Consider the following 21,880-nt stretch of genomic DNA (forward strand, 5'->3'; position numbering starts at 1 on the left):
GGGCGTTATTGGGCCGAAGCAAACAGCGTTTTCAGACTATCAGTGGACAGCGCACGGGGCGTAATGGCCATACCGTCGCGGAGTTGCTGGATGCCTTCGTACACGACCCGGTCGCCGGGTTTCAGGCCCGACTTAACGACGTAGAACTGATCGACCCGGCTGCTGGGAACGAAGCTGCGGGTACGGACTTTGTTGCCCCCGTCCACGACATACACAAAATTCTTGTCCTGCACCTCAAAAACAGCTTTCTGGGGCACCAGTACGGCATCATCGACGTCGGTGGTTAACCGAATCTTCCCCGTTGCCCCGTGGCGCAGCAGGCGGGCGGGATTAGGAAAGGTGGCCCGAAAGGCAATCGTGCCGGAGTTGCCTTCAAACACGGTTTCGGTGGTTTCGATTTTGCCCCCGTGGGGATAACAGGAGTCGTCGGCCATGAGCAGGTCTACGTCCCGAATGGTTGCTTTGGTGGGATCGCGTCGTTTTTTGATAAAGGCTAAGTACTCCCGCTCCGACACGTTAAAGTAAGCATACATCTTGCTCAGGTCGGAGATAGTCGTCAGCAGGGCACCTTCCCCAATCAGGCTGCCCCGCTTGAAGGGCAGGCGGTTAATGACCCCGTCGAAGGGCGCGCGGATGCTGGTCAGCGACACCAGCCGCCGGGCGTTGCTGAGGGAAGCCTGAGCCTGGTCGATGGCGGCTTTGGCGGAGGCCATTTTGGCCCGCGATAGTTTGAGTTCGGTGGGTGAAATGACGTTTTTATCCACCAGCAGCTTCACCCGGTCCATTTCCACCGCTGCCGACTGCTGCTGAGCCGTCGCGCTTTCCAAACTGGCCCGCGCTTCGGCGATTTTCACCTGATACTCCGCCGGGTTGAGCTGAAACAGCAACTGGCCTTTTTTCACAGACTTGCCTTCATCCACCAGCACTTTATCTAAATACCCCGCCACGCGGGCACGTACCTCCACGTTCTGCACCGCTTCGAGCTGGCCGGGGTAGTCGCGGTCGAGAGTAGCATCCTGCCGGGTCAGTTCAATGACGGGGACCGTTGGCTTGTCGGCTTTTTGTTTGGTTTCGCTGTTGGCCGAGCAACCGGCCAGTAAAGCCCCCGCGATAAGTACTTGTAAACTTCGATAGGTTCTCATAGATGAGGGTTGAAAGCAACGGGCAAACATGTCTAAATGACCATCCGGCAAGGTGTTATTACCATCGGCAAATAGCAATCAGGGATTAAATGATGGCTTAGAAACTTCTTAGAATTTACTTAGAATTCGCGGGCCGTCTGGGATTTATCTAACTATATCCCGAAATTCGTATGTTTTCAATACTCGCGGTTGATTTCTAACCGCTACCCTCAATGTTATGAAGCAAGTCCTATTGATTGGTACACTGCTGGGGCTGCCTCTGAGTGCCTGTCAGCCAGATGCTACCCCGGCCGAATACAATGCACGGGCGGCCAACACGCAATTGCTGTACGACTGCTCCAAAACGCTGACGAACATTATCATTCACGATATTTTCAAACCGCCCGTTGCCAACCGGATTTATAGTTATACGTACCTGGCGACTTACGAAGCCCTGCGCCCTGGTTTTACAGCTTACCCGTCGCTCCTGGGGAAGCTTAATGGCTCAACGCCCGGCCCGGTTCCCAAACCGGGCGAAACGTATTGCTTTCCGCTGGCCAGCCTGAACGCTTTCCTGACAGTGGCCCGTGCCTTAACCTTTTCCTCGGATTTATGGGACAAATTCGACAGGGAGTTCAAGCCCAAAATACAGGCATTGAACATACCCGACGATGTATTCGACCGTTCGATGCGATATGGTGAAGAGGTGGCCAAACAGGTGTTGGCCTATGCCGGGAAAGACCACTACAAGGAGACGCGCGGGTTTCGTTACAGCATTACCAACAAACCCGGCACCTGGGTACCCACACCACCCACGTATGCCGATGCCTGCGAACCCCAGTGGAATACGGTGCGCCTGTTTACCCTCGATTCGGCCCGGCAGTTTCGCTGTCCACCCCCGGCCAAATACGACCTGACTCCTGCCAGCCCGTTCTGGAAACTGACGCAGGAGGTATATACCATTGGGAAACGGCAGGATAAAAATGAACAGGCGATTGCCTATTTCTGGGACGACAATGCGTTCGTGATGAATATATCGGGCCACGTGATGTTTGCCAGCAAAAAAATGACCCCCCCCGGCCATTGGCTGGCCATAGCCACGACGCTGGCCCGGCAACAGAAATTCACTATGATTCAGGCGGCTCAGTTGTTTTCGCTGAGTTCAATTGCCATGTACGATGCCTTCGTTGCCTGCTGGGACGAAAAATACACCAGTGTCCGAATTCGACCCGAAACGGTGATTAACAACTCCATAGACCCTGCGTGGCGGCCTTTTCTGGAAACCCCCGCCTTTCCCGAATACGTCAGTGGGCATAGTGCTATTTCGGCGGCTGCGGGACAGGTCATGGCGCACTTGGTCGGCCCGTCCGTAACGTTTACGGACTCAACCGAATACCCTTACGGACACGGGGTGCGAACGTTCGCGTCGGTTGAAGCGGCCTATCAGGAAGCATCCGTCAGTCGGGTGTATGGCGGTATCCACTTTCGGGATGGCGTTGAGGAAGGTACTCACCAGGGCGAACAGGTGGGGAAGTGGGTATTGGACAAGCTGCTTGAACGCCCCGTGGCCAAAGCGAATTAAGCAAATTCTAAGGCACGGCTAAGCAGTTTCTAAGCCAGTGGGTTTATTTGCAGGCGGCCGCTGCCTCCCAAAAGCGGCTTCGTTTTAGCACTCCTATGCCCAGTCAACCCCTCAGCACCATCGTCGTGCCCGTCGATTATACCGAAACGTCGCTGAAGGCGTTGACGGTAGCCATCCAGATAAGTCAGGAGAAACAGGCCTGTGTGCACCTGGTGTACGTCATGGAACCCGACAGCACCGACCCGACAGCCATCAACTCTTCTGGTTTGGTGACTGAGGGAGAAATGATGATTCAGACGCTGGCCGCGCAGATAGCCCGCCAGCATCGTGTTGGCTGCACTGGCACGTATCGAAGCGGGCCGCTGGTCGATCACGTGGTTGCCGTAGCCCGTGAGGTCAGCGCGGACCTGATTGTGGCCGGTACTCGTCCCGGCATCGACGTGACTGCACTACGCCGGGCTGATCGGGCTTGCCAGCTTGTTAAAATGGCTCCCTGTCCGGTACTGACTATTCCAAACCAGCACGGGTGGATGGCTGTCGAACGGGTACTGTTTCCAGTGCGGCCCGTGCCAGGTGCGCTGGATAAATACGAATTTGCGCGTCAGCTACTTAGTAAAAACAAGGCGGAACTCATCGTGTTGGCCCTGTTCAGCCCCGATGAGGTGATTAGTCGCCATCAGTTGGAAGAAGACATCATCGCCCTGAACGTAAAGTTGGCCCAGGACGGCGTGAAAAGCCGCACCGAGTTTTGTCCGACCGACCTGATGGCCGAAACCGTGCTGGAAAAAGCGGCCGAGTACGGGGTGGATTTGCTGGTCATTACGGCGGGGGCAACCGAACGAAGCGATGCGTTTTTTACCGGCTCGTTCGCCCGGCAGATTCTCCACAATGCCCTTCTGCCCGTTCTGGCTATCCGCCCGGAGTTACCGGGACAGTTAACGGGCGCGCGGGTGGTCTGGCCGTACAATCAGCCCGGTGCGGACCTGACTGCGCCGGGTTTGTAAGTTTTTAACCAAAACAAACAGCACCTATGGAAAACAAACAGGCTTATAGTCAGCGAGCCGCCACGTGGGCGCGGGCGCGGGGCTTCACTGAGGTGAAGGCCAACGCGGAGGGTTACCAGACCCCCATTGCCTACGACCGGCAACAGGATGGCCAATCGTTCATTCCCGACGTAACGGGTAAACAATTTGGCCAGAAGTCCTATTTTGAGGTACTTATCGACACTGACGATACTCCGCAATTGATCTCTAAGCTGAAATTGCTCGGTCAACTGGCGGCCGTGCGCGGTAGCAAGTTGTATCTGATGGTGCCCAAAGGCCAACTACATTATGCCAAAAACATTATCGCTGACTGTCGGGTAGCAGCCGAGATGGTTAATCTGCATTAACACGGGTCTGTTTAGTCTGGACTCAACACAAAACCGCCACCGGAAATCAAGTTTCGGTGGCGGTTCACAATCCGTTCAACTATGAAAACAGTACTTATTGATCGGTCGAGTCGTCGGCTTCCGGCGACGCTATTTTGGCTAAATCCTTGTTGCCGGGTAGCAGGGCCAGGCCTTTGTTCAGCCACTCTGTTCGGGCGGCCTGGTCTTTGGTAACTAATTCATGGTATGAAATTAGGTACTTTAAGGCCAGAGCCAGGTCTTTCTGATACCGTTTGCGGTCGTCTTCTTTATTTTCAACCATGCCGATAAACTGCTCGAAATAGGGCTTCGCTTTGCCGTTCCGAACGGCTTGTTCCGGCGTGTAGGCATAATAGTTGGCTTTGGCCCGGTACAGCACTGTGGGCGCGTATTCGGGGGTTGGCTTTTGCGACAACGCAAGGGCCGAATCGGCTTTGGCAAACCGGACGGTATCGCGCACTAATTTACCCAGACTGTCGCGCCCAAAACCAAGCGTGTAGTTGCTCATGCCGTAGCGAAACCAATCCTGAGCGTCGGGTTTAAACCCGTGCTTACTGGCCGAATCGAGCGCGGCTAAGGCCTGCGGGTGTTTTTTGGCCCGGTAATAATACTTCGCCATGTCGCTGTAGAGATTGTCGGTTGTATCGAAGGGTGCCGCCTTTTCTAAGTACGCAATACCTACCGAATCGCTGATGGCTTTGAGCGAGTCGCTGCCAGGATTTTCAATACCTAAGTACGCCTGACCGAGGTACTTGTAATCATCGTACATGACCTTTTCGGGAGCCTTCGCAATGAAGGTCTGAATGCTCTCGATGGCTTTCTGGGGCTGCTTGAGCGACGATTGTGACCAGCCCTCAATGCGGTACACGATGGGATTGCTGCCCAGAGCCGCCCGGTTGGCGTTGATGATGTCAACGGCTTTCTGGTAGTCCTTGGCTAAGAAGTGAAACTGCGCCTGCCGCAGCAGCGTTTCGGGGCGGTTGTCTTTTGATACGGCTACGTACTGATCGGCGTAGTTGGCTGCCTCTTTATAGCGGTTGACTAAAAAGTACAACTCCGACAACTGCTGGTAGGCCGGGGCGTAGCTGGAACTGGCCTCAATAGCTTTCTTGTAGTTCTCAACGGCCAGATTCAGGTTGCGGCCCTGCCAGTAAATATCCCCGATTCGTTGGTACACCCGTGCGGGCATCATGCCCAGCTCCATCGCGCTCTCGTAGCGCGATACAGCCGTTCCCGCATCTTTATTGAGGTAATGCGCATCGCCGAGGGCTAACTGAATAGCCGCGTTTTTCTTGTCGCGCTCAGCCGCCCGGTTCAGGTAATCAATCGCTTTGGCCGGGTTAACGGCTTTCGGATACCGGGGTTTGATGGAACCACTATCGGGCGTGAGGTAGCCGGTGTAGGCTTCGCCGATCCGGTAGAGGATATCGGCGTTTTTTCCTTTGCTTTGTTTAACGACTTCGTCCAGCTTCGGATCGGCGTTGGCCGCGTTGTTCTGTACTAAGTACGTCAGGGCAACGCCCGTTTCGTTGAGCGGTACGCGCTTCTCGTCCATCGGCAAACCTTTCTCGAACCAGGTGCGGGCCGAGTCGGGTTGGCCGGCGCGGAGGTAGCCGTAGCCCGCGTCGAAGTTGGTTTGCATCGACGGATTCTGCTGTGCGTTGCGGATGAGCTGGGCTTTGACTTCTCCAAAGCGGCCCATGTTCATCAGGGTAGCCGCATCAGGGGCTTGGGTCTGCGCGAGAGCGGTTGTGGCAACGCCCGCCGTAGCGACAGTCGTCAACAGTGTTATCAGGTACGTTTTCATGTGCGTTGATTAGCGTTTAGCAGTGTGCCCTTCCCAATCGGTAAGGCTACGTAAGCAAATAACCACCCGGAACTGAGAGCGGGCTTAAGGTTTGCTTAGAATTCACTTAGAAAAACCAGAAGCTATCCCGGAACCGGAACTCAACTGAACCTAAATAAGCGTTCTTCGTGTAGACAGCGGCCCGGTAGAAGCCCGGTTTGAGGTTCGCGCCGGGGTCGAGCCGGAAGGTGATGCGCTGCTTTGCCGAACCGAACGTAATCGACTGTACGGCATGAACCGGAATTGTTTCGTTGAGAGTCGGCAGCGTAACGGTTTCGCTTCGCAGGGGGGGCATCATGGCCTTGCTGGCTTCGTTGGTCAGGCTCAGATAAACGTCCTGCTGCCCGGTCAGGCCCAGTTCGGCCGGTACGTTCAGGGAAATGGTGAGGGTCTCCACTTTTTTGGCTTTGGCCGTTGCCTTGTCGTTTGACTTGACAGCTTCGACCCGAAATCCATCGCCCGTCAGGCTGGTTCGTGGCACCATCGTCAGCAGGGTACTGTTGAGTTGGGTTATTTCCTGACCAAGCTGTTCGTTTCGGCTCTGGTAAACCGTGCTGGAGTCGGTTAGCCAGCCAATTTTAGCGTTCATGGCGTTCATCTGGTTGCCCAGGCTGTCGCGCTGGGTGGTTAGGGTCGCCACGTTCTGGTTTAGTTCGCGGATGGTGAGCACCCGCCCGGCGGTACTCCGCCGGAGTTCGCCCAGGCGGGCATCGTTTTGCGCCAGTCGCTGGTAAGCCGCTTCGATGCGCTTGTTCAGGTCCGTGTTATCGACTTTGGTGGTGGCCAACTGGTCGTTGAGCTTACTCAGGTCCGTTTCAAGCTGCAGGCGTACCGACAGCAGCGAATCGGCCCGGCGTTCGGCCCGGTCGTTCTGTCGGGTCAGGGTCTTGTTGCCGTTCCAGAAATAGATCCCCCCCGCCAGCAGCACCAGCGACAGCCCACCCAGCAGCCAGGTGAGCCAGCCCGTTTTTTGTTCGTAGTCTTCCATATCGGTAGTAAGTTAAGCGACGTGATTCGTAGCGTTTATGCACACAAATCTCATGCTCAGACCTAACAGACTGCTTAAAGATTGCTTAGGATTTGCTTAGAAAACCGGAAGAGCCTTACTTTTGGGTATCAATTCGTTACCTTATAGCGATGTAATTTCCTGAACCAATGGCCCGCCTGTTAACCCCCGGTACGCGTGAACTAGCTGAATCGGACTGGATTCAGGCAATTTGGCAGCAGCCTGTTGAACGAATTTTCTGGATATATGGGGTTCCGCCAACCGACTCGCGTGGGGGGCATCGTCATCACTCCTGCCAGATGGTGCTGCACTGCCTGCGGGGTTCGGTGGATGTCTATGTGCAGACCCCGGCAATCGATCAGCAGTTTACACTGGAGTCGGCCAGTCAGTATCTGTTTCTGGACGCGCACGACTGGCGGCTGATGCAGCGCTTCAGCCCCGATGCCGTGTTGATGGTGTTTGCCTCGAAACCGTTTGAGACGACCATTTACTATGAACCGCCCTATCGAACCGTTAACCTGAATCAGGTAGCAACGGCAACCAGGGAGGGGTAACGGCTGTCCCGCTCTTACCCATTCGGATACAACCGTCGGATGAGCCGCTCCATCGTCAGGCCCTGCCCGATGACCGAAAACAGCACCACGGCGTAGGTGATGGTGACGATGAGGTCTTTATGGGGCAGCGTGTCGGGAATCGACAGGGCCATGGCAATGGACAGTCCCCCGCGCAGCCCGCCCCAGGTGAGCATGACGGGGGCGTTATCGTCGAGGTCGAGCCAGCGACGCGCCACCGTGAAGGGAATCAGAATGGCCAGGTAACGCGCCAGCAGCACCAGCAGAATCGCCAACAGGTAAATGGTCCAGTGGGTCAGGTCAAACTTAATCAGCAGCAGTTCAAGCCCAATCAGCACGAACAGCAGGGCATTCAGGATGCTGTCCATCAACTCCCAGAACTTATCGATATAGTCTTCCGTCTGGCGGCTCATGGCGTGTTCGCGGGCATGGTCGCCTACAAACAGCCCGGCCACCACCATCGCCAGCGGCCCCGAAATATGCAGTTGCTGGGCCAGCAAATAGCCCCCCATCACCCCCGCTACGGTCACAATCACCTCGGTCTGGTAGTGATTGATGGAGCGCAGCAGCCGGTACATGGTGTAGCCGAGGGCCAGCCCGAACAGCACCCCGCCCCCGGCTTCTTCCAGGAACGTCAGCCCAATTTCGCCCGCGCTTACGCTATCGGAGCCATTGACCACAAGGCGATAAATGGTGGCAAACACGACCACGCCCACCCCGTCGTTGAAGAGTGATTCGCCCACGATGTTGAGCTTCACGTTTTCGGGCAGTTTGAACTTAGCCAGAATCCCCAGCACGGCAATCGGATCGGTAGGCGAGATGAGCGCCCCAAACAGCAGACAAACCAGATACGGAATCCCCAGATGCATGCCCTGTGACAGATAATACAACCCTGTGCCGACGAGAGCGGTACTGAGCAGCACCCCCACAAAAGCGAACAGCATCACCGACCGCCGTTCGACCCGGAGCTGAGCCGCGTCGGTATGAAAGGCACCGGCAAAGAGCAGAAAACTGAGCATCACCTCGAACAGCACCCGCCCAAAGTCGATTTGCGCCACCGTTTGCCGAACAAGCGTAAACGCAGTCGGCAGTAGGGCGTTTACGCCAATGAGCAGTAGCGAAAACAGCAGCGAGAGCACCATGACCCCGATGGCATCGGGCAGTTTCAGAAAGCGGGTGTTGAGGTAGGCGAACAGAGCGGCTACAACAATCAGGAGCGTAATGAGGGTAAATAAATTCATCGAACGGGGGGGAATGACGGAAGATTGCACTAATTTTCGTTTGGTAAAGGTACTACCGTTTACCAGCGTATACATTTTACCGTTGATTATGCTTGTTAACGACCCCAACCTGCCCCACACCAAACGCCCGGACGTGCTGACCCGCCTGGGCGCGTTTGTGCGGTATCGGTTCAGCTTAGACGAAGACAAGGACGACGAAGCCGGGGTCATTCAGTCCGTCAGCCGGGGCATCGAGTTCCGGGGTATCAACCTGTGGACGCTCATCTTTGCCATCTTCATTGCCTCCATCGGGCTGAACGTCAATTCAACGGCGGTCATCATCGGGGCCATGCTCATCTCGCCCCTGATGGGACCGATCATGGGTATCGGGCTTGGCATTGGCATCAATGACCTGGCCATGATTCTGCGGGCACTGAAGAACCTGGGTTTAGCCGTGTTCATCAGCCTGCTGACCTCAACGGTGTATTTTCTTGTCAGTCCGCTGCATATTGCCCAGGCCGAATTACTGGCCCGCACCTCGCCCACCGTCTGGGATGCGTTTATCGCCTTTTTTGGCGGACTGGCAGGCATCGTGGCGGGGTCGCGCCGGGACAAAGTGACCAACGTTGTTCCGGGGGTCGCCATTGCCACCGCCCTCATGCCACCCCTCTGCACGGCGGGCTACGGGCTGGCATCGGGCAACCTGTACTATTTCGCCGGGGCCTTTTACCTGTTTCTCATCAACAGCGTCTGCATCAGCTTAGCCACGTTTCTGATTGTTCGCTTTCTGGGCTACCACCAGAAGGAATATCCGAGTGCGGGGGTCGAACGGCGGGTGCGCCACACGATCTGGCTGGCCGTACTGCTGGTGGTTATTCCGAGCAGCTACCTTGCCTATCAGATCGTCCGCAAAACCATTTTTGAGCAGGCCACCAAGCGGTTCGTGACTAACGAGTGCAACTTTCAGTACCGGCAGGTCGTCAGCTACGCAGCGCGGTTTAACCGCCATCAGAGTCGGCTGGAACTTACGGTAGTGGGGGAGCCGCTGCCCCCCGATTCCATTAATTTGCTGCGGGCCAAAATGCCCCCCTACGGGTTAGGTGATGCCCAGCTACTTGTGAAGCAAGGGAGTTTCAAGGACGAAGACGTGGACGTAGATGCGCTCAAAACGACCATTACCGAGCAGGTTATCCAATTCAGTCAGTCGTCTATTGCCCGCAAGGATCAAACCATCGACTCGCTGCGCCGATACATCGAACTGACCCAAACGTCGCGGCTACCCGTGGCCGACCTGCGGAACGAGCTAAAAACGCTCATGCCCGACGTGCAGACGTTCACGGCCGCCCGGTCGCTGGTGATGAACGCCAGCAGTGCCCGGCCCGATACGGTCATGCTGGTGTACGCCAAATTCTCCCGGCGGCACACCCGGTCCGAGCGACAGCGTATCGAACGGTGGCTGCAAAGCCGTACCAAAAGCAAGCGCATCAAGCTGATTGTGGAGTAAACGGGCAGGCTTCCTTTTCAGGTGCATCAACGACCCAACACGGGTACGCCAACCAGCCAGGCAATCAGCAGAGTCAGCAGAAACAGGATGCTCACCATAACCAGCAGCCAGTCGGGTTTTCGGGGTGGTTCATTCCCGGCAGGCGGTCTGACCTGCTCCCGCGACGAATCGGTTCGGGCAGAGTCGGGCGAAAAAGTTGAATAGGCATGTACTACGGAGGTAATCAACATTGGCAATGGGGCTGCGTACAAATCAAAGTTCTCCCCGTAGCCTTAGTTTTTGCTGATAAACTCCTTAGAATTTGCTTAGAACGCGGCATCAGCGCGGCAATGCAATCTGGAAAGTTGTCGGAATACCCACTTGCGAGTTGACACTTATTTGCCCGCCGTGCAGCCGCACAATCCGCTCCACCAGCGACAGCCCTACGCCGTACCCCCGCACCTGATCGGCGGTCTGGCGGCTGCGGTAGAACGGCTCGAAGATGTACGGCAGATCGGCTTCGGGTATGGGATTGCCATTGTTCTGCACGTCAATCTGCACGCCGGTGGGGGCAAAGCCAACGCGGATGAGTGCGTGGCCGTCGTCGGAGAACTTACAGGCGTTTTCGGTCAGGTTTTTCAGGGCCGTACAGAGCAAAGTTTTGTTGCCCGTCAGGGTCAGCCCGTCAGGGTCTTCGGGCAATGTACCCAACTCAACCGTCACCCGGTAGCGCGGGTTTATGGCGGCCACCTCGTCGCGGATGTCCCACACCAGTTCGTCCACCCGTACCGTGTCGGTGAGCAGGTCCGGCGCGTCCTCCTGATTGACCTGCGAGAGTTGCAGCAGTTCGTGGGTCAAAGCCGATAGCTGACGTACATCGTCCAAAACCGAACGGATGGTTTGCCGGTAGGTTTCCGGTTCGCGCTGGTTGAGCAGGCTCACCTCTAACTGCGAGCTGATTTGGGTGAGGGGGTTTTTCAGCTCGTGGGAAACGTTGGCCACGAACAGCCGCTGCAACCGGAACGACTCGGCCACCCGGTCGAGCAGGCGGTTGATGGTGCCAGACAGGCGGGTGATCTCGTCCGGCTCAGCCCGTACCGGCAACCGCTCGTCACGATTTTTGGGAAAGATATGGCCGAGCGTCTGGTCAATTTGTTGCACGGGCCGCAGGGCATCGCCCGCAAACAACCGGCCCGCCAGGGCGGTAATGCCAATACTGAGGCCAAACAGCCCGGCCAACGCCCACAGCAACCGCCGAAGAAACGCGTCGCCATAGACGTTTTCGGCACTGGCCACGACCACAAACTGACCAGCGGCTGTCATGTAGCGGCTTCCCGACAGGTAGTAGCCATCCTGCCGGAAATCGGCTTGTTTGCTGTGGCGAATGTTAGCCAGCACCGAGGGGGAAATGGTCAGGGCCAGGGTATCGTTGGTGGAAAAAATCAGTGAATCCCGCCCGTCGAAGGCCCTAATTTTCTGGTTTGGCAACTGGTCGCGCCGGATGCGGCTGAGTTGCCGAATAAGGTTGGCATCCAAGCGGTGGCGGATGAGCATATCGCCCGTGGTAGCGGCTTTGCGGTCGAGCCGCCGGTAAAAATCCTGCGCGATAAAGTACCAGCAGAAGGCGTAGATACTCACAAACGCCAGCAGCAGAATACTGGATACCAACGCGGTAAAGCGAAGGGTCAGCCGGTCACGGATGGTCATAGGCTACAGGTTCCTGCGTAACTACTGGGTTCTTAGCAATCGTAATAGCCTGCTACTACGGCAAATTAAGTAAACTACGTCAAAGATAATACGGTTGGCATGGGTTTGCGCGGGTCGGTATGTACTACCCCTGCCGCTAGTACGGCAGTATCAAACGTCGGTATTCATACTCGTGGTTGAGTTATTTGTAACTTGTGTCCTAAACAGGCTGACCGCGCCGGTCCACCTGGTCAGCTATTACCGGGCTACATGGACAAAGAACCGCTGATTCAGTTTATTCAACAGCACGTACCGGCCACGCGGCAGACGGTAGAGACGATTGCCGGACATTTTGACGAGCGGCTGCTGGCCAAAAATGAGTACCTGCTCAAAGCAGGCCGGGTCAGTAACGAGTATTTTTTTCTGGCCGATGGGTTCGTGCGGGCCTTCACGCTTGATGCCGACGGGCAGGAAGTGACAACCAATTTCTTTGGTAAGAACCGGGCCGTTTTCGAGGTGTCGTCCCTGTTCATGCGTACCGTTTCGACCGAAACCATGCAGGCTCTGACCGACAGTACCGTCTTCGTCATCGAGTTCGGGACGTTGAACACGCTGTTCCATTCGCTGCCCGAATTTCGGGAATTTGGCCGGGCCATGCTGGTGAAAGAATTTGCGGCTTTTAAGCAGCGAACCCTGTCGCTGATTAACAAACGTGCTGAGGAACGCTACGCTGATTTAATCGAGACCAACGGCGACCTGTTCCAGCACGCACCCCTCAAATACATCGCTTCCTACCTCGGCATCACCGATACGTCCCTAAGCCGAATCCGGCGTGAATTTGCCCGAAAAGGGTGATTGGCTGTTTTCTTGCCAATTGACAAGTGCGTTCTTGTCTTGTGGCAGGTGTGGCCGTGCCCGCCATGTCTTCCTTTGCATCATCAATTGTTGACGCAACGAAAGACCATGAACGAGAAAATTCTCATTACTTCTGCCACCGGAAAAACGGGCTATGCCGCCACGGTGCAACTGCTGAACGAAGGCTATCCGGTACGCATCTTTGTCCGCTCCCGAAACGCCAGAGCACTCGAACTGGAAAAGCTCGGTGCCGAAATCGCCCTCGGCACGTTCGATAATTACAGGCAGTTGCAAAACGCGCTGACGGGCATTAGCCGGGTCTATTACTGCTACCCCATTATGCCCAGGATGCCCGAAAACGTGGCCCAGTTCATCAAAGCGGCCAGAGAAGCAGCCATCGACGCGGTCGTGTTTATGGGGCAGCGCATTGCCGAATTTGCCGATACAGGCAGCGTAATGACGAACGACACCCGAACCGCATACCGCCTGTTTGCCGAGTCGGGCCTGAACGTAGTGTATTTTGTGCCGGGCTATTTCGCCGATAATGCCTTCGTCGTCACGGAGTTTGTGCTGCAGCTTGGTCTGCTGCCATCACCCTTTGGCCAGGGAAAAAATCCCTGGATTTCCAACGGCGACATGAGCCGGTCGATTGCCGCGCTGCTTAAGAATCCGGCTCCCTATTACGGGCAAAAACTGTTTCCAACGGGGCCAACATCCATCAATACGAACGAAATGGCGGCTATTTTCTCGACAGTCAGTGGGCGAACCGTCCGGGTTGTTAACTCGCCGGATTGGTTATTTCTGAAAGCGGGCATGATGCTCGGTCCCGAATTTGGCTTCGACCCGTTTGCCATTGTGCAGGCCAATCTCTATAATCGGCAGATGCGGATGAACCGCTTCGACATCGTGCCAACCGACGTAGTGAAACAACTGACGGGCCGTGAACCGGACGATTTTGAGACCATCACCCGGGACTACTTTGCCCGGTCGCCGTATCGGGAGCGCAGCTTCGGGAACTGGCTATCGGCCATGAAAAAATTTATGATGATGCCCCTTACGCCCGTGCCGAATGCCAGCGAACGCGAACGCCTAAACCAATAAGCCATGATTCCGAACATACCCGTCTACGTACCCATCACCTTCGGTCTGACCGTTTTGGCTACGCTCCTGCTTTTCTACCGAGTTGTCAATCAGGCCAATAGCGAAGCCGCACGACAAAAAGCGACCCCGATTCTGATTGGGCTACTCATCTGGCTACTGCTTCAGGCCGTGCTGACGTTCAATGGCCTGTACAAATCTATCCCCGCTGCCGGGCCACCGCGCATTGTGCTGTTCGGCATTTTGCCCGTTATGCTCACGGTTGTTTCGGTATTCGCTACGTCAGCCGGTCGGCGGTTTGCGGATAGTTTGCCGCTCGTGAATCTGACGTACCTGAACACCGTCCGGGTAGTGGTCGAATTGGTGCTGTACTGGCTTTTCCTGGACAAAGCCGTGCCGGAACTAATGACATTCGAGGGCCGGAACTACGATATTTTCTCCGGCATCACGGCCCCGTTTGTGGCTTGGTTCGGCCTGACAAAAGGAAAAATGAGCCGACAATTGATTTTAGTCTGGAACATCGTTTGTCTGGGTTTGCTGCTGACGATCATCGCCATCGCGTTTTTATCGGCCCCCACACCCTTGCAACGTTTCGCCTTCGAGCAGCCCAACCGCGCCATCGGCAACTTCCCTTTTAGCTGGCTGCCTACGTTTGTGGTGCCTATCGTTTTATTCGGGCATCTGGTGTCCATTCGGCGGCTGTTGAAACGGTCGGTAACGGCATAGCCATCCGTTCGGGCAACGGTACGATTTTAGGATAAGCCTGTATCTTTACCCGATGAATCCAGCAACCGAACCCACCAACGACCCTGCTTTTGTGGGGTATTCGCCCATGTCTTACCCGGTGGAGGAGATGCTGACCCGCAGCCGCGATTTTTATGCCTGGCTCGACACCCGCCGAACCGTGCGCGACTTCACGGACCGGGCCGTACCCCGCGACGTAATCGAAGAGATCGTGCGGACGGCTGGCACGGCACCGTCGGGGGCGCACAAACAGCCCTGGACGTTTTGCGTTGTGGCTAACCCCGTGCTGAAACGCCACATCCGCGAAGGGGCCGAAGCCGAAGAGCGGGAAAACTACGCGGGTCGCATGAACAACGAATGGCTCAAGGACCTCAAACCGTTTGGCACCGACTGGCAAAAACCGTTTCTGGAAACGGCTCCGTACCTGATTGTGGTCTTCCGCAAACCCTACGACCTGCTTCCCGACGGCACGAAGCGTACCAATTATTACGTCAACGAATCGGTCGGGATCGCCTGCGGGTTGCTGTTGGCTGCCATTCACCACGCGGGTCTGGTAGCCCTCACCCACACTCCCAGCCCGATGAATTTCCTGACCACGCTGCTGAACCGCCCCGTCAACGAACGCCCGTTTCTGCTGATTCCCGTTGGTTATCCGGCTCCCGATGCCCGCGTTCCCGTCCTGACCCGCAAGCCTTTAGCCGACATAGCGGTCTGGTACTGAAGCCAGCTACTGGCCCACCTTCCCCGTCATTACGTCCAGTTTCGGATGCACCGGGTTGCCCGAAGACCGCCGGAACGAGACGACCTGACCAATGTGCCAGAGGGCATCTTCGAGCGGGCCGTTGACGAGGTTCCAGACCGGGTAGCGGGTTGTTTTGGTCCCGTTCTGGAACACAATGGCATACGTTTCGAGGCTATCCGGGGCGGTCAGTAGCAAATCGCGGGCGAGTTTGAGGTTTTGGAGCGTCCGTTGTCGCTTCGTGGCGAAGGCCAGTGACGAGGTTTCTTCCCCCGACCGGGTATTCACTTTCTTCTGCATGGCGTTAACCACCACAGCGGACAGCCCCAGAATATGGTCGATGGTTTCTTCGGTGGTTCGGGCTTTTTCGTTCGGTTTGTAGGCTAAATCCCTATCCGTCAGGGTGTTGGTGGCCCAGTAATAGCGAAACCCCAGGCCGTCAATCATACGGACGAGAATCGTTTTGGCGGTATAGGTTGGCGGATAATCGGGAATTTGGCGAAACGGCAGCGTATCAGCGGGCGAAGCGGCAGGTTGGGCAACGGAACAGTAGGTGGCTAAACAGCATAGAACCGCAGTGAGGGCTATTTTCATGACAGACAAGTTTTGGAAATAGCCGCAAAGATGCTCGGTCTGTTTCGATAATGGCCAACAGTCTCTAAAGCGATACCATGACCTACGTATTTTTATCGGTCATTTCTGCCCGTAACCGTGCTACGTCGGCTTCCAGCTTCGCTATATAGTCCCGTTGTGGGGTTAAGGCTTCGTTGATTTCGTCGGTCGTGTAGCGCGGGGTGATGTGTTGCGGGCAGTTCCAGTCAAAGGCTTTTATGTGTAGCAAAATCATCCGTTCGGGCGTGTGTTTGTAGTGCGTCGGGTTCAATTGGCCGAGCAAATCAGGGCGGTCAGTTAGCTCTACGATTTGGGCTTCGGCGTAGATTTTCAGCCGGGCTTTGCGGGCATAATCCATCAGAAAAAGCGACACTTGCGGATGCGTTTGCAGATTGCCGACGGATATGTACTGCCGGTTGCCCGTGAAATCGACAAAGCCGAGCGTCATGGGGTCAATCGGCTTCAAAAAACCTTTAGGTCCACCCCGGTGCTGGATATACGGAAAGCCATTTTCGCCGATGCTCGCCATGTAAAAACTGTCGCGGTTGGCGATAAACTCTGTTTCGGAGTCGGTCAGGCCGTTAAAGTGGGATTTCGCTTCCACGCGGGCGTAAGTCTGGCGGCTACCGTAGCGTTCCTGCAACGCCTTAATGGGTTCGGTAAACGCCAGAGACGCGTAGTTTCGGGCCATAAAGATATCAGAAAACGCGCCGTTCGGTTTCCAGAATCGGGGCATCGTTAATGCTGGCGTAGCGTTTGGCCATCAGCCCATTTTCGTCAAACTCCCACAGTTCGTTGCCGTAGCTGCGGTACCATTGGCCGCTTTCATCGTGCCATTCGTATTCAAACCGAACAGCCATCCGATTTTCGCGGAACCCCCATAGTTCTTTTTTGAGCCGGTAATCGAGTTCTTTTGCCCATTTCCGGGTCAGGAACGCCTTTACTTCCTCACGGCCATTGATGAAATCAGTGCGGTTGCGCCATTCAGTGTCAGGCGTGTAGGCAAGGCTCACCCTTTCGGGGTCTTTGGTATTCCAGGCATCTTCGGCTACTTGTACTTTCTGGCGGGCCGTTTCGAGCGTAAACGGCGGCAGGGGCGGGCGTTGGTTCATGGTGATTGTCAGTTGGTTTAGTACATTGTCGTCCCACATTGTATCGCCACATTCTTCGCGAACAAAGGGGGCTTCGTCGTCAAAATTTTCGGTTGGGTTCACGTCTTTTTTGGGTTACACAACGGATAGAACGCAGATTTCTACAACTTATAAAATCAGTGGGTTATCCTAAAAATCTGCGTTCTTTTTCCTCATCAAACTGTAGCTTCGGTTTCCAACGCGGGAGCTACCGGGAAATCAATGGGAATCTCTGTCAGGTTGTGCAGGTAATTCATGGCAATTTTGTCACTGACCTGCAAAATTACGTCCACCAGATTGCCGTTGGTGTACCCGGCGGCATAAAAAGCGTCGAGGTTGGCGGGCGACACCCGGCCTTTGTTTTCGGTAATATCTTTGGCAATCGTCACCAGCGCGTTCAATTTCGGGTTACTGCTGTGACCAGCCCGCAGGTTCAGGATTTCATCATCCACAAAACCGTTCATTTTGCCCAGCACCGAATGGGCACTTTGGCAATACCGACAGCCATTTACTTCGCTCACGACCAGGTTGACCACTTCTTTCTCTTTGTTGGAGAGCGACGTTTTCGCGCCCTGAAAAGCCAGGTACTTCGGCAGGGCATTATCCGAGTAGGCAATGGTGGCGTAGAGATTCGGCACAAAACCGAGGGCGTTTTGCAGACTATCGAAAGCGGCTTGCGATGTGGGCGACACCTCGTCGCGGGTTGGTACTGTGAAGGTTGTCATTGTGTTTGATTGGTTTGTTATGAAACTGAGTAGAAAATAAACAGGGTATTATGAGTAATAAATGGACAGACAAGTCTGTATAATTCAGGACAAAAAAATTACAAAATTCGCTCCACAATACGGCGTGCTTTGCTGACGGGTTCGGTAGTGCGGTGGAGTTGGCTGGTAATCAGGGCACCCTCGAACAACAGGCCCACCTCGTCGGCTACGTCTGGCCCGGCATCGGTGAGTAAATCAGCAAACACCTGCGCCATGCGCGATTTGTGGGCCTGGATAAACTGCCTTGTGTCGGTTTCGGCAACGTCTAATTCAATCAGGGCATTCTGAAAATTGCAGCCCCGAAAATCGACGCTTGCCGTAAAGTCATGCAACATATCGAACAGGGCCAGTACTTTGCCTTTTGCCGTGTCGGTGGCGGCTATCCGGTTGGCCACTTCCTCAAACCAGCCCCGGCTGGTTTCCATCAGGTAAGCGTGCAAAATATCGTTTTTGGTTTTGAAATGCTGATAAAGGCTGGCTTTGGCTACCCCGGCTTCGGCGATAAGCTGGTTGATGCCCGTCGAATTATAGCCCTGCCGGTGAAAAAGCCGGGCGGCTGTATCCAAAATCCGTTGGCGGACTTCAGACGGGCGACGGTCGGTGTCAATACTCATCATAGCGTTACTGGCCTTCATTGTTCATAATACAGACCAGTCGGTCTATTTGTTCCCGACACCTGAAAAAAAGTTAGACAGTTAGTAAATAAATTAACAACGCCTTGACAATCAGATGGGTTTTACTCCTCTTTGAGAACATACCCCATGCCGAATTGGGTGTGAATCAGCTTTTTGGGAAAGTCCCGGTCAATTTTCTTGCGCAGGTAATTGATGTAAACCTCTACGACGTTGGTCCCCGTGTCGAAGTTGATGTCCCAGACGTGTTCGGCGATGGTGGGTTTCGACAATACCCGCCCCTGATTTCGCATCAGGAATTCGAGCAGGGCAAACTCGCGGGCGGTCAGCTCAATCGGCTGGCCGTCGCGGGTAATGGTCTTCGCATCCAGATTCAGTTCAACCCCACCGTAGCGGAGCATCTGAGCCGTCATGGCTACCTGCGTTCCCCGTTTGGTCAGCGAACGGACCCTTGCCAGCAATTCGGCAAACTGGAAGGGCTTGGTCAGATACTGGTCGGCTCCGGCGTCGAAGCCCATGACTTTATCCTCGATTTCGCCCAGAGCGGTCAGCATCAGAATAGGTGTTGTCAGCCCTTCGGCCCGGAGTTGTCGGCAGAGTTCATAGCCGTTGAGTCCGGGCAGAATCAGGTCGGTGATGATGGCCGCATAATTGTTTTTCAGGGCCAGACGCTTGGCAATCAGCCCATCATACGCTACATCGACCTCAAACTGACTCTCTTCCAGCCCCTGCTGAATAGCCTGGAGCGTCTTAGGTTCGTCTTCAACGACTAACAGTTTCATGTGTTAAATGTAAGCGTATTATTGAGTACAATATGCTTCGGTGATCGAAAACACACACTTACTGAAAGCAAATGAATTGTCCACAGATAAGCAATAGGGTCGCATCAGCCAAGAATATCTACGCTTCTCGGGGCGGGTTATTCTTCTACATCAAGGGTAAAAGAGGTGATGTAGCCAGCACACTTCCTCCAATAGAAAAGCCGCGTCAGTCGAGTCTTGCCGCGGCTCCTTAGCCTAATGAATTTTTTGGTACAGTCGGTTGGAAAGGGAAGAAAAAACCTACTTCATTCCTCTTTTACATCCTGGCCAGTCCCGGCCGGATTCGGAGGGTTTCGTGGACGACTTACAATGGTTGCTGATAGTAACACAACCCATTCATTGATAGTAAAATAGATAGTTCACTAAATAGTATTGGTTACCCTTTTACTGAACGAAATTAGATTTGACCCATCCTGAAACCATCTGATTGTGCAAGTACCAGTGAATTCAACAAGTGCCTCTTTGGGAGACCTTATCCATTCCAGCCCAGATTTCAGTAAGGATTACTATGTACCAGTATAGGTTGATGACGGGGGTGGGGCCGCGACGGCGTACCGGCCACTGCGAACGGTCCGCCGTCGCGGGCCCGTACCGCTTCTTTCTGAAGTCAAAACGAGTTAGCCAGCAAGATCCAGTTTGCCTACTCCAGTTGTCCTGGGTATTCAATGGTACCCGCACAATCGAGCGATTTCAGTGTAAGACAATCTGAAAACCAGCGACGTCTATTATCAGGTTGGTTACGAAAACCTGTCGAGTTTCATTCAATCCTTCAAGCATGCCTATGGCGTTACGCCTAAACAATACCAATTACAAAGTTGACCGTTTAGCCACACTTTTTGATCGCTTGGCCTTAACCTGCTGAGAGAGCATCCGCTACTTTTGTGTTGTCTACCAATATTAGCATAACATGAAAAAGACTTACAGGGCTCTGGTGGCCACCTTCCTGCTCTAAGGATATTCCACAGCCTGTGTTTGTGGATTTAATTACGGGTGAGGTGTATGCGATTTCAAAAAATAGTTAGTCGAAAACCGGGAAAATGTACACGTTCACCCGTTTGCTAGTACCGGACTATCATGTTTTGATTGCTGAGAAATCGACCTTATGAAACGTCAGCCCTCCTTATTATTGACCGCCCTCCTACTCGGTCTGCTTCAGCCAGGCATTGGCTGGGCACAGACGGAACCGAACAGCGTGGCCGAGTCGTTCATCGAAACGCTGCCCGCCCACCCGCGCATCTTTGCCCGCTGTGATAAACGATGTGTCAGCCGCCCGCAATCCGCAGGATTCGCCCAATCCCGGTGTAAGCCGAATCACGATCCAGCCAGCTACCCCGATTGACCAAACGGCCAGACTGAGTGTTCATGCTAACCCCGGAATGGTAGCTAATCGATAACTCAATTCAGTAGAACCCCGTTAAATTGCCAAAAATGAAACCGTTCGTTATGTCCCCAATTGCCTATGCCTTGATAGGCCTGCTGCTGTCCTGAAACAAAAAGACGGAAAGTACCACCGTTGTGCCGCCGGTAACCTTAATCTTTCTAAATAACTAATAGACTATGGATTGCATACTAAAGAAAAAACAGTGGGTGCTGTTGGGCCTTTTATTAGTCAATGTATTACAGGTAGAAGGGCAAAGAAATCCATTTTTCGCCTTCAACAATGGGGTTCGATCTATAGATTACGATACCCCGGCGAAACAAGTAACTTTGCTTAAAAATCTGGGGTACGATGGTATGGAAAAAGGGGGTTTCGACAATATAGATGAGATTTTACTAGAATTAGACCGTCAGAAACTACAACTTTTTACAATTTATGTCAATGTGAATCTTGACCCAACTACACCGCACTATGATGCTCGCCTGCCCGCAGTGCTTCAAAAATTAAAAGGGCGCAAAACTATGCTTTGGCTGAATATAACCAGCAAAGCAAAAACTTACGCTGCCTCCTCGCCCGCTGGCGATACGACCGCTATACGTATTGTGCGTGAAATAGCTGATTTAGCCGAAACAACAGGCACAAGAATCATACTTTATCCGCATATCTGGTTTTGGCTCGAAGATTTTGAAAAGGGTGTCGATTTGGTCAAGCGTATAGACCGAAAGAATGTAGGGATCACATTCAATTTACCGCATTATCTTGCTCTAAAACCACAGAGCGAGATTGAGAATATACCCACTATATTGAGAAAAGCAAAACCTTATCTTTTTGCGGTCAGCATATGTGGAGCCACTCCGGTAACAGATGAAGAAAAAAAGGCCATTAGTGAGCAGGCGATCTGGGACTACTTGATTCAGCCGCTTGGAGAAGGCACATTTAATAATTTGGCTCTACTTAATGCATTGAAAAATATGGGCTATGAGGGACCTATTGGTTTACAGTGTTATAATATTAAAGGGGATAAATTGGAAATTCTAAGTAAATCAATTAGTTGGTGGAATAAAAACGCTCCTTTAAAATAAAAAGGAGTTTATCCACTGAAATTATTGGTTTAAGTTTTAACCCTAACCGGCATCTTACCAATTCGTTTTCACAGACAGGTGATTCTTGAACAAGGCTTTCT

24 protein-coding genes are annotated in these 21,880 nt (G+C 54.0%); 12 read left to right on the top strand and 12 right to left on the bottom strand.

Features of this window, described 5'->3' with window-relative positions; translation table 11 throughout:
* Positions 1-5: 5 nt before the first annotated feature.
* A complete protein-coding gene (locus ACYVI1_RS08505; RefSeq protein WP_460908838.1) occupies positions 6-1,142 on the bottom strand; it encodes an efflux RND transporter periplasmic adaptor subunit in 1,137 nt (378 codons plus the stop codon).
* Positions 1,143-1,359: 217 nt separating this feature from the next.
* Between ACYVI1_RS08505 and ACYVI1_RS08510 the strand changes: the two genes are divergently transcribed.
* The 3 genes from ACYVI1_RS08510 (at position 1,360) to ACYVI1_RS08520 (ending at position 4,093) form a co-directional block, all read left to right on the top strand.
* Positions 1,360-2,703, top strand: coding sequence for a vanadium-dependent haloperoxidase (locus ACYVI1_RS08510; RefSeq protein WP_460908840.1), 1,344 nt, complete (start codon positions 1,360-1,362; stop codon positions 2,701-2,703).
* 95 nt (positions 2,704-2,798) lie between these two features.
* Positions 2,799-3,707 (top strand): universal stress protein, encoded by a 909-nt coding sequence (locus tag ACYVI1_RS08515; protein ID WP_460908843.1) that lies wholly within the window; start codon positions 2,799-2,801, stop codon positions 3,705-3,707.
* 26 nt (positions 3,708-3,733) lie between these two features.
* Positions 3,734-4,093 carry a hypothetical protein gene (locus tag ACYVI1_RS08520; protein ID WP_460908845.1) on the top strand — a complete coding sequence of 120 codons (360 nt, stop codon included), beginning with the start codon at positions 3,734-3,736 and terminating at the stop codon, positions 4,091-4,093.
* A gap of 94 nt (positions 4,094-4,187) precedes the next feature.
* Here the strand turns inward: ACYVI1_RS08520 and ACYVI1_RS08525 are convergent, their stop codons facing one another.
* Both ACYVI1_RS08525 and ACYVI1_RS08530 read right to left on the bottom strand, forming a co-directional pair.
* Positions 4,188-5,918 (bottom strand): tetratricopeptide repeat protein, encoded by a 1,731-nt coding sequence (locus ACYVI1_RS08525; RefSeq protein WP_460908847.1) that lies wholly within the window; start codon positions 5,916-5,918, stop codon positions 4,188-4,190.
* Between the two features lie 106 nt (positions 5,919-6,024).
* On the bottom strand, positions 6,025-6,945 hold the full coding sequence (locus ACYVI1_RS08530) for a hypothetical protein (protein WP_460908850.1): 921 nt from the start codon (positions 6,943-6,945) through the stop codon (positions 6,025-6,027).
* Between the two features lie 167 nt (positions 6,946-7,112).
* Here ACYVI1_RS08530 and ACYVI1_RS08535 point away from each other — a divergent pair, with 167 nt between their 5' ends.
* Complete coding sequence (locus ACYVI1_RS08535) at positions 7,113-7,517, top strand: sugar 3,4-ketoisomerase (protein ID WP_460908852.1); 405 nt, start codon at positions 7,113-7,115, stop codon at positions 7,515-7,517.
* A 14-nt stretch (positions 7,518-7,531) separates the two neighbouring features.
* On the opposite strand, the gene ACYVI1_RS08540 is transcribed toward ACYVI1_RS08535, so the two are convergent.
* Positions 7,532-8,776 (bottom strand): cation:proton antiporter, encoded by a 1,245-nt coding sequence (locus ACYVI1_RS08540; protein WP_460908903.1) that lies wholly within the window; start codon positions 8,774-8,776, stop codon positions 7,532-7,534.
* Positions 8,777-8,864: 88 nt separating this feature from the next.
* On the opposite strand from ACYVI1_RS08540, the gene ACYVI1_RS08545 reads away from it, so the two are divergent.
* The gene (locus ACYVI1_RS08545; protein ID WP_460908854.1) at positions 8,865-10,259 is read left to right on the top strand and encodes a DUF389 domain-containing protein; all 1,395 of its coding nucleotides are present in this window, start codon (positions 8,865-8,867) and stop codon (positions 10,257-10,259) included.
* Between the two features lie 26 nt (positions 10,260-10,285).
* Here the strand turns inward: ACYVI1_RS08545 and ACYVI1_RS08550 are convergent, their stop codons facing one another.
* Both ACYVI1_RS08550 and ACYVI1_RS08555 read right to left on the bottom strand, forming a co-directional pair.
* Entirely contained in the window at positions 10,286-10,489 is a 204-nt protein-coding gene (locus ACYVI1_RS08550) for a hypothetical protein (RefSeq protein WP_460908856.1), read from the bottom strand.
* 88 nt (positions 10,490-10,577) lie between these two features.
* Complete coding sequence (locus ACYVI1_RS08555) at positions 10,578-11,945, bottom strand: sensor histidine kinase (RefSeq protein WP_460908858.1); 1,368 nt, start codon at positions 11,943-11,945, stop codon at positions 10,578-10,580.
* A gap of 249 nt (positions 11,946-12,194) precedes the next feature.
* Between ACYVI1_RS08555 and ACYVI1_RS08560 the strand changes: the two genes are divergently transcribed.
* From ACYVI1_RS08560 to ACYVI1_RS08575, 4 genes are all read left to right on the top strand, one after another.
* Positions 12,195-12,779, top strand: a complete 585-nt coding sequence (locus tag ACYVI1_RS08560; RefSeq protein ID WP_460908860.1) for a Crp/Fnr family transcriptional regulator — start codon at positions 12,195-12,197, stop codon at positions 12,777-12,779.
* 108 nt (positions 12,780-12,887) lie between these two features.
* On the top strand, positions 12,888-13,880 hold the full coding sequence (locus ACYVI1_RS08565) for an NmrA family NAD(P)-binding protein (RefSeq protein WP_460908862.1): 993 nt from the start codon (positions 12,888-12,890) through the stop codon (positions 13,878-13,880).
* Positions 13,881-13,883: 3 nt separating this feature from the next.
* A complete protein-coding gene (locus ACYVI1_RS08570) occupies positions 13,884-14,603 on the top strand; it encodes a hypothetical protein (protein WP_460908864.1) in 720 nt (239 codons plus the stop codon).
* Between the two features lie 52 nt (positions 14,604-14,655).
* Positions 14,656-15,342: a nitroreductase family protein gene (locus ACYVI1_RS08575; protein ID WP_460908866.1), complete on the top strand. Its 687-nt coding sequence runs from the start codon at positions 14,656-14,658 to the stop codon at positions 15,340-15,342.
* Positions 15,343-15,348: 6 nt separating this feature from the next.
* Here the strand turns inward: ACYVI1_RS08575 and ACYVI1_RS08580 are convergent, their stop codons facing one another.
* From ACYVI1_RS08580 to ACYVI1_RS08605, 6 genes are all read right to left on the bottom strand, one after another.
* Entirely contained in the window at positions 15,349-15,954 is a 606-nt protein-coding gene (locus ACYVI1_RS08580; RefSeq protein WP_460908868.1) for a hypothetical protein, read from the bottom strand.
* An 82-nt stretch (positions 15,955-16,036) separates the two neighbouring features.
* Positions 16,037-16,708: a pyridoxamine 5'-phosphate oxidase family protein gene (locus ACYVI1_RS08585; protein WP_460908870.1), complete on the bottom strand. Its 672-nt coding sequence runs from the start codon at positions 16,706-16,708 to the stop codon at positions 16,037-16,039.
* A complete protein-coding gene (locus ACYVI1_RS08590; protein WP_460908905.1) occupies positions 16,671-17,123 on the bottom strand; it encodes a nuclear transport factor 2 family protein in 453 nt (150 codons plus the stop codon). The genes ACYVI1_RS08585 and ACYVI1_RS08590 overlap by 38 nt, the downstream gene beginning before the upstream one ends.
* A gap of 155 nt (positions 17,124-17,278) precedes the next feature.
* Positions 17,279-17,827: a carboxymuconolactone decarboxylase family protein gene (locus ACYVI1_RS08595; RefSeq protein WP_460908873.1), complete on the bottom strand. Its 549-nt coding sequence runs from the start codon at positions 17,825-17,827 to the stop codon at positions 17,279-17,281.
* Positions 17,828-17,925: 98 nt separating this feature from the next.
* The gene (locus ACYVI1_RS08600) at positions 17,926-18,501 is read right to left on the bottom strand and encodes a TetR/AcrR family transcriptional regulator (RefSeq protein ID WP_460908875.1); all 576 of its coding nucleotides are present in this window, start codon (positions 18,499-18,501) and stop codon (positions 17,926-17,928) included.
* Positions 18,502-18,602: 101 nt separating this feature from the next.
* On the bottom strand, positions 18,603-19,280 hold the full coding sequence (locus ACYVI1_RS08605) for a response regulator transcription factor (RefSeq protein ID WP_460908877.1): 678 nt from the start codon (positions 19,278-19,280) through the stop codon (positions 18,603-18,605).
* A 744-nt stretch (positions 19,281-20,024) separates the two neighbouring features.
* Between ACYVI1_RS08605 and ACYVI1_RS08610 the strand changes: the two genes are divergently transcribed.
* The 3 genes from ACYVI1_RS08610 to ACYVI1_RS08620 all read left to right on the top strand — a co-directional run bounded on the left by ACYVI1_RS08610 (position 20,025) and on the right by ACYVI1_RS08620 (position 21,779).
* The gene (locus ACYVI1_RS08610; RefSeq protein ID WP_460908907.1) at positions 20,025-20,138 is read left to right on the top strand and encodes a helix-turn-helix domain-containing protein; all 114 of its coding nucleotides are present in this window, start codon (positions 20,025-20,027) and stop codon (positions 20,136-20,138) included.
* A 283-nt stretch (positions 20,139-20,421) separates the two neighbouring features.
* Positions 20,422-20,658 (top strand): hypothetical protein, encoded by a 237-nt coding sequence (locus ACYVI1_RS08615; RefSeq protein ID WP_460908879.1) that lies wholly within the window; start codon positions 20,422-20,424, stop codon positions 20,656-20,658.
* A gap of 218 nt (positions 20,659-20,876) precedes the next feature.
* On the top strand, positions 20,877-21,779 hold the full coding sequence (locus ACYVI1_RS08620) for a sugar phosphate isomerase/epimerase family protein (protein WP_460908881.1): 903 nt from the start codon (positions 20,877-20,879) through the stop codon (positions 21,777-21,779).
* Positions 21,780-21,880: the final 101 nt, after the last annotated feature.

The organism is Spirosoma areae (assembly GCF_054781775.1).

Coding starts and splice junctions, on each gene's coding strand:
- ACYVI1_RS08510 (WP_460908840.1), top strand. CDS start 1,360: ATGAAGCAAGTCCTATTGATTGGTACACTGCTGGGGCTGCCTCTGAGT.
- ACYVI1_RS08550 (WP_460908856.1), bottom strand. CDS start 10,489: ATGTTGATTACCTCCGTAGTACATGCCTATTCAACTTTTTCGCCCGAC.
- ACYVI1_RS08505 (WP_460908838.1), bottom strand. CDS start 1,142: ATGAGAACCTATCGAAGTTTACAAGTACTTATCGCGGGGGCTTTACTG.
- ACYVI1_RS08515 (WP_460908843.1), top strand. CDS start 2,799: ATGCCCAGTCAACCCCTCAGCACCATCGTCGTGCCCGTCGATTATACC.
- ACYVI1_RS08535 (WP_460908852.1), top strand. CDS start 7,113: ATGGCCCGCCTGTTAACCCCCGGTACGCGTGAACTAGCTGAATCGGAC.
- ACYVI1_RS08565 (WP_460908862.1), top strand. CDS start 12,888: ATGAACGAGAAAATTCTCATTACTTCTGCCACCGGAAAAACGGGCTAT.
- ACYVI1_RS08585 (WP_460908870.1), bottom strand. CDS start 16,708: ATGCCCCGATTCTGGAAACCGAACGGCGCGTTTTCTGATATCTTTATG.
- ACYVI1_RS08575 (WP_460908866.1), top strand. CDS start 14,656: ATGAATCCAGCAACCGAACCCACCAACGACCCTGCTTTTGTGGGGTAT.
- ACYVI1_RS08560 (WP_460908860.1), top strand. CDS start 12,195: ATGGACAAAGAACCGCTGATTCAGTTTATTCAACAGCACGTACCGGCC.
- ACYVI1_RS08580 (WP_460908868.1), bottom strand. CDS start 15,954: ATGAAAATAGCCCTCACTGCGGTTCTATGCTGTTTAGCCACCTACTGT.
- ACYVI1_RS08555 (WP_460908858.1), bottom strand. CDS start 11,945: ATGACCATCCGTGACCGGCTGACCCTTCGCTTTACCGCGTTGGTATCC.
- ACYVI1_RS08605 (WP_460908877.1), bottom strand. CDS start 19,280: ATGAAACTGTTAGTCGTTGAAGACGAACCTAAGACGCTCCAGGCTATT.
- ACYVI1_RS08600 (WP_460908875.1), bottom strand. CDS start 18,501: ATGAAGGCCAGTAACGCTATGATGAGTATTGACACCGACCGTCGCCCG.
- ACYVI1_RS08525 (WP_460908847.1), bottom strand. CDS start 5,918: ATGAAAACGTACCTGATAACACTGTTGACGACTGTCGCTACGGCGGGC.
- ACYVI1_RS08545 (WP_460908854.1), top strand. CDS start 8,865: ATGCTTGTTAACGACCCCAACCTGCCCCACACCAAACGCCCGGACGTG.
- ACYVI1_RS08540 (WP_460908903.1), bottom strand. CDS start 8,776: ATGAATTTATTTACCCTCATTACGCTCCTGATTGTTGTAGCCGCTCTG.
- ACYVI1_RS08590 (WP_460908905.1), bottom strand. CDS start 17,123: ATGTGGGACGACAATGTACTAAACCAACTGACAATCACCATGAACCAA.
- ACYVI1_RS08530 (WP_460908850.1), bottom strand. CDS start 6,945: ATGGAAGACTACGAACAAAAAACGGGCTGGCTCACCTGGCTGCTGGGT.
- ACYVI1_RS08620 (WP_460908881.1), top strand. CDS start 20,877: ATGGATTGCATACTAAAGAAAAAACAGTGGGTGCTGTTGGGCCTTTTA.
- ACYVI1_RS08570 (WP_460908864.1), top strand. CDS start 13,884: ATGATTCCGAACATACCCGTCTACGTACCCATCACCTTCGGTCTGACC.
- ACYVI1_RS08595 (WP_460908873.1), bottom strand. CDS start 17,827: ATGACAACCTTCACAGTACCAACCCGCGACGAGGTGTCGCCCACATCG.
- ACYVI1_RS08615 (WP_460908879.1), top strand. CDS start 20,422: ATGAAACGTCAGCCCTCCTTATTATTGACCGCCCTCCTACTCGGTCTG.
- ACYVI1_RS08520 (WP_460908845.1), top strand. CDS start 3,734: ATGGAAAACAAACAGGCTTATAGTCAGCGAGCCGCCACGTGGGCGCGG.